Raw genomic sequence first — 11,397 nt, forward strand, 5'->3', positions numbered from 1 at the left:
CCTGGCCGGTAACCATTGGGCGGCATCGCGGATATTCCCGCACGCGCCCCGGTTTCCCCTGTGGCGAACACGCTCCACATCGCTGGACCGGCCACGTAGCATCAAAGTACGTCGTAGCTAGGAGTGTGGCGAAATGTTTGAGCGATTTACGGACCGTGCCCGTCGCGTAGTTGTGCTTGCCCAAGAAGAGGCACGCATGCTGAACCACAATTACATCGGTACCGAACACATCCTCTTGGGTCTGATCCACGAGGGTGAAGGCGTTGCCGCCAAAGCTCTTGAGTCCTTGAGCATTTCGCTCGACGGCGTTCGCGAGCAGGTGCAGGAGATCATCGGGCAGGGCCAGCAGGCCCCCTCCGGCCACATCCCCTTTACCCCCCGCGCCAAGAAGGTGCTGGAGCTCTCGCTGCGCGAAGCCCTGCAGCTGGGCCACAACTACATCGGCACCGAGCACATCCTGCTCGGCCTCATCCGCGAGGGTGAAGGCGTTGCCGCGCAGGTCCTGGTCAAGCTCGGCGCCGACCTCAACCGGGTCCGCCAGCAGGTCATCCAGCTCCTCTCCGGCTACCAGGGCAAGGAAACCACCGGCGCAGGAGTCGGCGGCGGACAGCCCGAAGGCGCTCCCGCCGGTTCCGTGGTCCTGGACCAGTTCGGCCGCAACCTGACCCAGGCTGCCCGCGAAAACAAGCTGGACCCGGTCATCGGCCGCGAGCAGGAAATGGAACGCGTCATGCAGGTCCTTTCCCGCCGCACCAAGAACAACCCGGTCCTCATCGGCGAGCCCGGCGTCGGCAAGACCGCCGTCGTCGAGGGCCTGGCCCAGGCGATCGTGCGCGGCGACGTCCCGGAGACCATCCGCGACAAGCAGCTCTACACCCTGGACCTCGGTTCCCTCGTGGCAGGCTCCCGCTACCGCGGTGACTTCGAAGAGCGCCTGAAGAAGGTCCTCAAGGAGATCCGCACCCGCGGCGACATCATCCTGTTCATCGACGAGATCCACACCCTGGTGGGTGCCGGCGCCGCCGAAGGCGCCATCGACGCAGCCTCGATCCTGAAGCCCATGCTGGCCCGCGGCGAGCTGCAGACCATCGGTGCCACCACGCTGGACGAGTACCGCAAGCACATCGAGAAGGATGCGGCCCTGGAACGCCGCTTCCAGCCGATCCAGGTCAAGGAGCCCTCCGTGGCGCACGCCATCGAGATCCTCAAGGGCCTTCGTGACCGGTACGAGGCACACCACCGCGTCACCATCACGGACGGCGCCCTGGCCTCCGCCGCCAGCCTCGCCGAGCGCTACATCTCGGACCGCTTCCTGCCGGACAAGGCCATCGACCTGATCGACGAGGCCGGTGCGCGGCTGCGCATCCGCCGGATGACCGCTCCGCCGGAGCTCAAGGCCATGGATGAGCGCATCGCCAAGCTGAAGATGGAGAAGGAATCCGCGATCGACGCCCAGGACTTCGAAGGTGCCGCCGCGCTCCGCGACAAGGAGCAGAAGCTGATCTCCGAGCGCGCCGAGAAGGAACGCCACTGGAAGTCCGGCGGCATGGACGACATCTCCGAGGTGGATGAGGATCTCATCGCCGAGGTGCTGGCCAACTCCACGGGCATCCCCGTCTTCAAGCTGACCGAGGAAGAGTCCTCGCGCCTGCTCAAGATGGAAGAGGAACTGCACAAGCGCGTCGTCGGCCAGGACGAGGCCATCAAGGCACTGTCCCAGGCCATCCGCCGCACCCGTGCAGGGCTCAAGGACCCCAAGCGCCCCGGTGGGTCGTTCATCTTCGCCGGCCCCACCGGCGTCGGCAAGACCGAACTCGCCAAGGCACTCGCCGAATTCCTGTTCGGTGAAGAGGACGCCCTCATCACGCTGGACATGTCCGAGTACTCCGAGAAGCACACCGTCTCGCGGCTCTTCGGTGCCCCTCCGGGCTACGTGGGCTACGAAGAGGGCGGGCAGCTGACCGAGAAGGTCCGCCGCCGTCCGTTCTCCGTGGTGCTGTTCGACGAAGTGGAAAAGGCCCACGCGGACCTCTTCAACTCGCTGCTGCAGATCCTGGAAGACGGCCGCCTGACGGACTCCCAGGGCCGCGTGGTGGACTTCAAGAACACCGTGATCATCATGACCACCAACCTGGGTACCCGGGACATCTCCAAGAGCGTCGCCACCGGCTTCCAGTCCGGCACCGACACGCAGACGGGCTACAACCGCATGCGTGCCCGCGTCACCGAGGAACTCAAGCAGCACTTCCGCCCCGAGTTCCTGAACCGTGTTGACGACGTCGTGGTGTTCCCGCAGCTCACCCAGGACGAGATCATCGAGATCGTGGACCTGTTCGTCACCCGCCTCGAGAAGCGCCTCAAGGACAAGGACATGGGCATCGAGCTGACCAAGGCCGCCAAGGTGCTCCTGGCAACCCGCGGCTACGATCCCGCCATGGGTGCCCGGCCGCTGCGCCGGACCATCCAGCGCGAGATCGAGGACCAGCTGTCCGAGAAGATCCTGTTCGGCGAGATCCACCCCGGCGACATCGTCGTCGTGGATGTGGAAGGCGAAGGCGACGACGCGAAGTTCACCTTCGCCGGCAACGCCAAGCCGCGCATCCCGGAAATCGCCCCGAGCGTCTAAGCTCCACAGCCAAAGCCCCGCCACTCCACAATGGAGCGGCGGGGCTTCGCTCTTTAACGACACCGTGGCTGGGTCCGGTGGGCTTTAGGCGAAGCGAAGGCGCCGGTGGCGGCGCGCCCCAGCCCCACCGGATCCAGCGCATCAGCGTGTCGGCTTCAGCAGGTTTGTGACGGGCAGCACAAAACGTGTTGAATCGGGGACATGGCTAATGAGAATCCGGCGATCCCGGACGAGCAACCACCCACCCCTTTCCACGACCTCGACCACTACCTGTCCATCCCGCGGGTAAGCGGCCTGGCCCTGAGCCCGGACGGCTCCCGGCTGGTCACCACCGTCAGCACCTTGAACGGCAAGGGCACCGAGTTCGCCACAGCGCTGTGGGAGCTGGACCCTGCCGGGCAGAAGCATGCCCGGCGCATCACCCGCAGTGCCAAGGGCGAGGCCGGTGCCGCCTTCGCTGCCAACGGTGACGTCTACTTCACGTCCGCGCGGCCCGACCCTGACAGCCCCGACGAGGAGCCAGTCAACGCCCTGTGGCTGCTTCCGGCCGACGGCGGCGAAGCCCGGGTCGTGCTCAACCGGGCGGGCGGCATCAGCAAGGTGATCACGGCCAGGGAAGCGGACGCGGCGTTCGTAACGGCAGAGGTGCTGGCGGGTTCCGCCGATGAGCAGGACGATGCGGAACGGCGCAAGTCCCGGAAGGACAAGAAGGTCTCGGCCATCCTGCACAGCGAATACCCGGTCCGCTATTGGGACGCAGACCTGGGCCCCGGCCAGCCGAGGATCTTCGCTGTGGAACCGGGCGAGGACAAGTCGCCTGGCAAACCGGCGACGGTGGATGCGGCCGCGCCACTGGTCCTGCGAAACCTGACGCCCGACGCCGGGCCGCGGCTGCGGGAAGCGGAGACGGTAGTCAGTCCGGATGGAAAAACGGTCTACACCAGCTACACCAAACCCCTGGCGAAGGCGGACAGCCGTTCGGTGCTCGTGGCCGTGGACGTCAGCTCCGGCAGCCTCAAGGTACTGCTGGACCGGGAGGGCATGAGCTACTTTCCGGGCCCCGTCAGCCCCGATGGCAGGACGCTCGTGGTGGTCAGCGAGAGCGATTCCACGCCACAGCGGGCCCCGGAGATCAGGCTGCACCTGCTGGACGTCTCCGTTGATGGGGCCAACGGTGCCTCCGCGCTGCAGCCCCTGGCCCATGACTGGGACCGCTGGCCCAGGCCCGCTGCGTGGCTGCCGGACGGTTCCGCCCTCCTGGTGACAGCGGACGACGACGGCGCGTCGCCGGTTTTCCGGATCAGCGTTCCGGCGGCTGCCGCTGAAGTAGGTGTCACCAGGGTGACGCAGGACGCGGCGGCCTACTCCGACGTCGTGGTTTCCCCTGAGGGGCGGCACGCCTACGCGCTGCGAAGTTCCTACGCTTTCCCTCCGGAAGCCGTGCGCATCGACCTGGCAACGGGGGAAACCACCCGCCTGCCCGCACCTGCCGAACGGCCGCACTTCCCGGGCCGGCTGGAACGCATCGCCGCAACCGCGGCTGGCGGCGCCCGCGTCCCGGCCTACCTCGCCCTGCCGGAGGGTGCCTCGCCAGAGGGCCCGGCACCACTGCTCCTGTGGATCCACGGCGGCCCCCTCGGGTCCTGGAATGCCTGGACGTGGCGCTGGAACCCGTGGCTGCTGACGGCCAAGGGTTACGCGGTGCTGCTGCCGGACCCTGCGCTGTCAACCGGCTACGGGCAGTCGTACATCCAGCGCGGCTGGGGATCATGGGGCAAAGCGCCCTTCAGCGACCTCATGGCCGTGACCGATGCGGCCGTGGAACGCGCGGACATCGACGAGACCCGGACCGCGGCGATGGGCGGCTCCTTCGGCGGCTACATGGCCAACTGGGTGGCGGGCAACACGGACCGGTTCAAGGCCATTGTGACCCACGCCAGCCTTTGGGCGCTGGACCAGTTTGGGCCCACCACGGATGCCTCGCAGTACTGGCTCAAGGAAATGACCGAGGAGATGGCGCTGGAGAACTCCCCGCACCTGCATGCGGAGAATATCGGTACGCCCATGCTGGTGATCCACGGCGACAAGGACTACCGGGTACCCATCGGGGAGGGCCTGCGGCTCTGGTACGAACTCCTGGCCAAGTCCCGGCTGGCAGCAGACCAGGACGGGCAGACCCCGCACCGCTTCCTGTACTTCCCGGATGAGAACCACTGGGTCCTCCAGCCGCAGCACGCGAAGGTCTGGTACCAGGTGGTGGAGTGGTTCCTGGCGAGGCACGTGCTGGGCCAGGAGAACGAACTGCCGGCTGAGCTGGGGCTCTAACCGGGCCGTAGGATGGCACTGTGACCGACTCCTTCCACATCCGTCCCGCGCGCACCAGCGACGTCCCCCTCATCAAGAAGCTGGTGGCGCCCCTCGCCGAGGAACGCATCCTGATGGCGAAGGAGACGGTGGCGTACTACGAAAGCCTGCAGGAGTTCCTCATCGCGGAATCCAGGGACGGTGAGGTGATCGGCTGCGGGGCACTGCACGTCATGTGGGAAGACCTTGCCGAAATCCGCACCCTTGCCGCGTCCGATGAATGGCGCGGCAAGGGGGTGGGCCACGTCCTGGTGGAAACGCTGCTGGAGCAGGCCCGCGCGCTGGGAGTTGCCCGCGTCTTCTGCCTGACGTTCGAGGTGGATTTCTTCAAGCGCCACGGCTTCGAGGTGATGGCGGACCAGTCAGCGGTTGACCCTGAGGTGTATTCCGAACTCCTCCGCTCCCACGATGAGGGCGTAGCCGAATTCCTGGACCTGGCAAGGGTGAAGCCCAACACCCTCGGCAACACCCGGATGATCCGCGCCCTCTGACCTGGTCTCCAGGCTGGCCGCAGAACAGGCACGTTTACATTATTCGATTTGATGGATAAACTATTTCCCGGCCGGATGTGGGGGGCCTCAGGAAAGGGACAGTCATTGGGGGCTGTCCCTTTGCTGCCTCCCGTGGTTGCGTCCGGGCCAGCGCCGGCGTTTCCCGCCAAAAATCGGAGGCCGCACGAACCTACCGTTAGCTGCCGCCGCGGTAGTAGGGTCGGACACACATCCTTCAGGAGCACAGCCAGGAGCGCACCGCCATGAAGAAACTCATCAACGATCCCAAGTCCGTCGTCCACGAATCGGTCCAGGGGTTCGGCCTGGCGCACGCCGGACTGGTGACCGTCAGCGAAGACCCCATCTACATCACGCGCAAGGATGCGCCGGTGGCCGGCAAAGTGGGGCTCGTCTCCGGCGGCGGGAGCGGGCACGAACCGCTGCATGCCGGCTACGTTGGAAAGGGAATGCTGGACGCCGCCGTGCCCGGGGCCGTGTTCACGTCGCCCACACCGGACCAGATCCTTCCCGCGACCCTCGCTGCGAACGCAGGTGCCGGCGTCGTGCACATCGTCAAGAACTACACCGGCGACGTCCTGAACTTCGAGACTGCCGCGGAGCTGGCCGAGGCGGAAGGCGTCAACGTCCGCACTGTCCTGGTCAATGACGACGTGGCAGTGGAGGATTCCCTGTACACGGCCGGGCGGCGCGGGGTGGGCGGCACCGTCCTCGTGGAGAAGATAGCGGGTGCAGCTGCGGAGCGGGGCGACGGCCTGGAAGCCGTGGTGGCCATCGGCGAGCGGGTCAACGCCAACGTCCGGACCATGGGGGTCGCGCTGACCGCATGCACGGTGCCCCACGCCGGCACCCCCAGTTTCGACCTCGACGAAAACGAGATCGAGATTGGCATCGGCATCCACGGTGAACCCGGGAGGCACCGGATCCCGATGGAGAACGCGGACGGCATCACTGACCGCCTGCTGGAACCCGTCCTGGCCGACCTGAAAATCACTGCCGGGGACAGGGTGCTGCTCTTCGTCAACGGCATGGGCGGCACCCCGCTCAGCGAGCTGTACATCGTCTACCGCCGTGCAGTGCAGGTGCTCGCGGACGCCGGAGCAACGGTGGACCGCTCCTTGGTGGGCAACTACATCACCTCACTGGAGATGCAGGGCTGTTCCATCTCGGTGCTCCGGCTCGATGACGAGCTCACCGCACTTTGGGACGCGCCAGTGCATACGGCCGCCCTGCGGTGGGGCATGTGACCGTGGTCCTGGACGTCAACTGGACGGTGAAGTGGCTGACCCTGTGCGCGCAGGCGATGGCTGAGCACCGCATTGAACTGATCGAGCTTGACCGGGCCATCGGCGACTCCGACCATGGCGAAAACATGGACCGCGGATTCCAGGCCGTCCTGGCCAAGCTCGATGAGGCCACCCCGGAAACGCCTGGAGCCGCGCTGAAAATGACGGCGATGACGCTCATGTCCAAGGTTGGCGGCGCCGCCGGGCCGCTCTACGGCACCGCCTTCCTGCGTGCGGCCACCGCTGTGGGGGACGCGGCCGAGGTGGAACCCGCCGCCTGGGCGCTCGCCTTGGCGGCTGCACGGGATGGCATTGTGGCGCGGGGGAAGGCGGAACCCGGAGACAAGACCATGGTGGATGCCTGGACCCCGGCCGTTGACGCCGCTCGTGAAGCCGCCGACGGAGGAAGCCCGGACCTCCTCAGCGTCCTGGTGGCCGCGGCGGAGGCAGCGGAGGCCGGGGCGGTGGCCACCGATCCGCTCATTGCCCGCAAAGGCCGGGCCAGCTACCTGGGCGAGCGCAGTGCCGGCCACCGGGACCCCGGCGCGGTCTCCACGGCGCTGATCCTGCGCGCCGCCGTCGGGGCGGCTGCGTGAGCGTAAGCATCGTCGTGGTCTCCCACAGCGAAAAGATTGCCGACGGCGCCGTGGAACTCGCCGCCCAAATGGCGCCCGACGTCGTCATCCTGCCCGCCGGGGGCACCGACGACGGGCGGATCGGCACCAGCCTGGAAAAGGTCCTTGCCGCCCTTGAACAGGCACTGGAACGGGCTGGCGGGGGCGGTGCCGTGGTCATTACCGACCTCGGATCGGCGGTCATGACCGCTGAGTCGGCGCTTGAGTTCATGGGGGATCCGCCGGATGCCGTGTTGACGGACGCCCCGCTGGTGGAGGGGCTCGTGGCCGCCGCGGTAGCCGCCCAGGGCGGGGCGGACGTCCAGGCAGTCAAACGCGCCGCGGAGGCGGTTCGTGGTCCTGCCGGCCGCCCGGAGCCCTCCCTGCCTGAGGTGGTCCCGGAAGGGCCTGCCACCGGAGCTGCGCCCAAGTGCAGCGGAGACTTCGAGCTGGTGAACCAGGCTGGCATGCACGCCCGGCCGGCTGCCAAGATCGCCGGCGGCCTGGCTTCACTTGACGCCGAGGTGACAGTCAACGGCGTCGACGGTGCCTCCATGACGGCACTGATGATGCTCGCCGCGGGCAAGGGATCGGTGCTGCACGTCGAGGCGTGGGGTGCGGACGCGGAACGTGCCGTGGACTACGTGGGCGGCCTGGTGCAGGCGGGGTTCGGCGAACCCTGATCGGCCTCCCCGCGCGGGCGGCTGTGTCCCGATTCGGGACCGGCGGTGTGTTTCGGGCACCTCCGCAGCCTTCTGCGAATAAGCTCGATGCCATGGAACGGCCCCACCCCGAAGACAAGCCCCAGGAGATAGAAGTACTGGACGGGCAGACGTCCGTGGAGGAGTTGCTGGCCGACCTTGGTTTCGAATGGCACCCGGATTCCGCCGCCAGCGACGCCGGTACCGGTACACCGGCCGGTGACCTGTTCAACCAGCCGGCACTTTTCTAGCATCAGGAGCTTTCCCGCAGCCCCGTGCCGTCCAGGGTGACCGACGCCGTGAGGAACTTGCCGCACTGCTCGCCGAACGGGTAGACGGCACGCGGCTGGAATTGCAGGGTGCGGACCGGCAACGCTGATCCGTCAGGGCCGGCGCCGGATGCCGTGACGGTCATGGCGGATTCCGTCAGCGCGTCAAGCATCAGCGTTCCAACCCGGGTGCCGTCGGGTGAGGCGGTAGCGGAACAGGCGTCCTCGGGATTGCAGCCCTGGTCCACCGAAGTGGTCCCGGGACGCAACTCCAGGTCCCCTTCCTTGCAGTAACCGTCCTGGCAGGCCTGCAGATGCAGGGTTCCTACCTGGGGCGCATAGCCGGCGGTGATGGTCACCGAAACCGCGGTGGCCTGCGCGATTGCCGGGCAGGCGCTGGCGCCGGGCCCGCAGCCGGAGACGAGCGCCGTCGTCGCGATCCATGCCAAAAGCAGCCCCTGCCTGCGCATACTCCCAGCGTACGGCCGCCGAAGGCGGGGCTGTTGGGGAAGCGGGAAAGTGACGCCGGCATTGTTATCTGCCTCGGGCACGCGGGCGTCAGCCCAGCGGGAAGATGCTGATGAACCACAACAGCGCGACGGCGAAGACCGCGAAAAACGCAGCCAGGCAGCCCATGGCCGTGCGCGGCTCGGAAGACACCTGGAGGGACTCGTTGGGGTTGGCGGGGTTGTAAGCGACCTCAATGAGCGACCCCGGCAGCGGCTGCTCCACCCCGGAGATCTCGGACTTGCCCATGAAAAGGGTGCCGTGCGGGTCAGTGAACTGGTAGGTGGGGTAATAGCGCAGGTTTCGGTTTGAGCCGCCCACGCCGCTGGTCCATCCGGTGGTGCTGCCGGTGACGGTTGCCTGGGCCTTGGGCCAGTCCGACATCAGCTGCGACTGGCGCTTCGTCCTGCGCGCGGCCCGGACCAGTGAATAGATCGTGCCCGCAACGAACAGCGCCCACACAATGTACAGAATGATCTTCATGGCTTCCCCCGGTTCCGGTCACCAAGAAGTATGCCATCCGTGCCCGCACCCGCCGGAGGGTCAGGCTGGAAGCCGGTAGCCGCCGTCGTGCATCTCCGCCAGCCCGTCCGCCAGCAGCCCCGCCAGCGCCCGTTCCAGCTGCTCGGGAGCGGTGTTGAGCCTGTGCAGGGCGGCAAGGGGCACCCCGATACCTTCCGCAGCGAAGCCGAGATCAGCTGGTTCGCGGTGGAACATGTCCAGCGGCACGGGCGTGTCCGCCAACCGGAGCACGGCCATCACGGCGCCGCGGACTTGGCGGTCGGTGCCATGCCAGGCCTGCCCCTTGGGGACGTACGACGGCGGCGGCCCACCCGCCGCGAGCCAGGCACAGGAGTCTTTCACCGGGCAGTCGCCGCACTTTGGGGAGCGGGCGGTGCATACCAGCGCCCCCAGTTCCATGACCGCAGCGTTCCAACGGACGGAGGCGGCGTCGTCGTCCGGCAGGAGGGAAGCGGCAAGGCGCATTTCCGCCGCGGTCAGCGCCGCTGCGGGAAGCGCGGTACCGGAAACAAGCCGGGCGTGCACCCTGCGGATGTTGGTGTCCACCACCGTTTCCCGGCGGCCGTAGGCGAAGGCCGCCACCGCCGCTGCGGTGTAACTGCCCACGCCGGGAAGGGCCAGCAGTTCGGCATAGGTGTCCGGGACTTTTCCGCCGTGGTCCTTCACGATCGCGGCGGCCGCGGCATGCAGCCGCAGGGCCCGCCGGGGGTAACCGAGGCGACCCCACGAACGCACCGCCTCGCCGGCAGGTTCACCCGCGAGGCCCGCGGGGGTGGGCCAGCGCGTGAGCCACTCGTGCCAGACCGGCAGAACCCGGACAACGGGGGTCTGCTGCAGCATGATTTCGCTGACGAGCACGCCCCAGGCTGAGCAGGAGGGCTCGCGCCAGGGCAGGTCGCGGGCAGTTTCCGCGAACCAGGTGTTGATTCGGGCGTGAAGCACTTGCAGATCATCCGGGGTCACGGATGCATCCGCGGGCGCGGTCTGGAGGGAGGTTTGAGTGTCGATCCCAACACTGTAGTGGATGCCTTCCGACCCGCGGAAAACCGGATGTGACCCACGCGTTGGCCGCCCGGCGGCGTGGTGGCGGGGAAGAACCGGAGGTGTTCCCTAGCCTAGGAGGATGGGCAGGCAGGGCGATTCATCAACACGCAAGGCATCCGGTTCCAGCAGCGTCCGGAAGCCGAGCGCCGCCGTGTACCGTCGGCGCCGGCTGGTTGTCGGCGGGGCGCTCCTGCTGGTGATCGCGCTGGTGGTCGGCGGTTTCGCCATAGCAGGGGCCTTCAAAGCCGGTTCGGAGCAGGCCTCATCCACCCAGACCGGTTCCACTGCACCCTCTGCTTCAGCCGGCACGTCTGCGGCCACCCCTTCTTCGTCCGCGTCCGCGACCCCTTCCGCCACGCCGTCGCCCACCCCCTCGGCCACACCGGCCTGCAACCAGAACCTGGTGACCGTTGCGGCTTCCACGGACAAACCGGCCTACGGTGCCGGGGAGAACCCCGTGCTGACCCTGAAGGTGACCAACGGCGGTACCGTCCCCTGCGAAGTCAACATCGGGACCTCGCAGATGGAGTTCCTGGTGACCAGCGGCTCGGACCGGATCTTCTCGTCGAAGGACTGCCAGGCGTCCAGTGAGGACCTGGTGAAAGTGATCGCCCCCGGGGGCAGCGAGACGGCCAACTTCCCGTGGTCACGGACCCGGAGCGCGGAGGGCTGCAAGGCAGTTGCCGCGGCGCCGGGCGGCGGCGGGGCGTACTACATCTTCACGGCGAAACTCGGTTCGCGGGCAAGCCCGAAGGCAGTCTTCCAGCTGAACTGAGTGCCCAATCCCCACTGAGTGCCCAATCCCCATCGATTGCTGAGTAAATGCCCTTTCCAGGTTGGAAAGTCAAGTGGTGGTTGCAACGGTTAGGCTGCTGCGGCGAGGAGGAGTTCGTTGAATTTCTGCTTGGGGGTTGCGAGGCCGAGGGTGGGGCGTGGCCGGTTGTTGAGGCTGTCC

At 67.4% G+C, this 11,397-nt stretch carries 11 protein-coding genes; 8 read left to right on the forward strand and 3 right to left on the reverse strand.

Going from position 1 to position 11,397, the window contains the following annotated elements; all coding sequences use genetic code 11:
* The first annotated feature begins 133 nt into the window (after positions 1-133).
* From K4G53_RS06605 to K4G53_RS06635, 7 genes are all read left to right on the forward strand, one after another.
* Positions 134-2,626 carry an ATP-dependent Clp protease ATP-binding subunit gene (locus K4G53_RS06605; RefSeq protein WP_221384708.1) on the forward strand — a complete coding sequence of 831 codons (2,493 nt, stop codon included), beginning with the start codon at positions 134-136 and terminating at the stop codon, positions 2,624-2,626.
* Positions 2,627-2,827: 201 nt separating this feature from the next.
* Positions 2,828-4,951 carry an alpha/beta fold hydrolase gene (locus tag K4G53_RS06610; RefSeq protein WP_221384710.1) on the forward strand — a complete coding sequence of 708 codons (2,124 nt, stop codon included), beginning with the start codon at positions 2,828-2,830 and terminating at the stop codon, positions 4,949-4,951.
* A 20-nt stretch (positions 4,952-4,971) separates the two neighbouring features.
* On the forward strand, positions 4,972-5,481 hold the full coding sequence (locus K4G53_RS06615) for an amino-acid N-acetyltransferase (RefSeq protein ID WP_221384712.1): 510 nt from the start codon (positions 4,972-4,974) through the stop codon (positions 5,479-5,481).
* A gap of 263 nt (positions 5,482-5,744) precedes the next feature.
* Complete coding sequence (gene dhaK / locus K4G53_RS06620; RefSeq protein ID WP_221384714.1) at positions 5,745-6,746, forward strand: dihydroxyacetone kinase subunit DhaK; 1,002 nt, start codon at positions 5,745-5,747, stop codon at positions 6,744-6,746.
* 2 nt (positions 6,747-6,748) lie between these two features.
* Positions 6,749-7,381 carry a dihydroxyacetone kinase subunit DhaL gene (gene dhaL / locus K4G53_RS06625; protein ID WP_221384796.1) on the forward strand — a complete coding sequence of 211 codons (633 nt, stop codon included), beginning with the start codon at positions 6,749-6,751 and terminating at the stop codon, positions 7,379-7,381.
* A complete protein-coding gene (gene dhaM, locus K4G53_RS06630) occupies positions 7,378-8,082 on the forward strand; it encodes a dihydroxyacetone kinase phosphoryl donor subunit DhaM (protein WP_221384716.1) in 705 nt (234 codons plus the stop codon). The genes dhaL and dhaM overlap by 4 nt, the downstream gene beginning before the upstream one ends.
* A 92-nt stretch (positions 8,083-8,174) precedes the next feature.
* A complete protein-coding gene (locus K4G53_RS06635) occupies positions 8,175-8,351 on the forward strand; it encodes a hypothetical protein (RefSeq protein WP_221384718.1) in 177 nt (58 codons plus the stop codon).
* 2 nt (positions 8,352-8,353) lie between these two features.
* On the opposite strand, the gene K4G53_RS06640 is transcribed toward K4G53_RS06635, so the two are convergent.
* The 3 genes from K4G53_RS06640 to K4G53_RS06650 form a co-directional block, all read right to left on the reverse strand.
* Complete coding sequence (locus K4G53_RS06640; RefSeq protein ID WP_221384720.1) at positions 8,354-8,839, reverse strand: hypothetical protein; 486 nt, start codon at positions 8,837-8,839, stop codon at positions 8,354-8,356.
* 88 nt (positions 8,840-8,927) lie between these two features.
* Positions 8,928-9,359 (reverse strand): DUF3592 domain-containing protein, encoded by a 432-nt coding sequence (locus K4G53_RS06645; RefSeq protein WP_221384722.1) that lies wholly within the window; start codon positions 9,357-9,359, stop codon positions 8,928-8,930.
* 60 nt (positions 9,360-9,419) lie between these two features.
* Complete coding sequence (locus tag K4G53_RS06650; RefSeq protein WP_308287838.1) at positions 9,420-10,340, reverse strand: A/G-specific adenine glycosylase; 921 nt, start codon at positions 10,338-10,340, stop codon at positions 9,420-9,422.
* Positions 10,341-10,521: 181 nt separating this feature from the next.
* Between K4G53_RS06650 and K4G53_RS06655 the strand changes: the two genes are divergently transcribed.
* Positions 10,522-11,217: a hypothetical protein gene (locus K4G53_RS06655; protein WP_221384724.1), complete on the forward strand. Its 696-nt coding sequence runs from the start codon at positions 10,522-10,524 to the stop codon at positions 11,215-11,217.
* The last annotated feature ends 180 nt before the right edge of the window (positions 11,218-11,397 follow it).

This window comes from Arthrobacter sp. MAHUQ-56 (genome assembly GCF_019710585.1).
Taxonomy (GTDB): Bacteria; Actinomycetota; Actinomycetes; order Actinomycetales; family Micrococcaceae; genus Arthrobacter.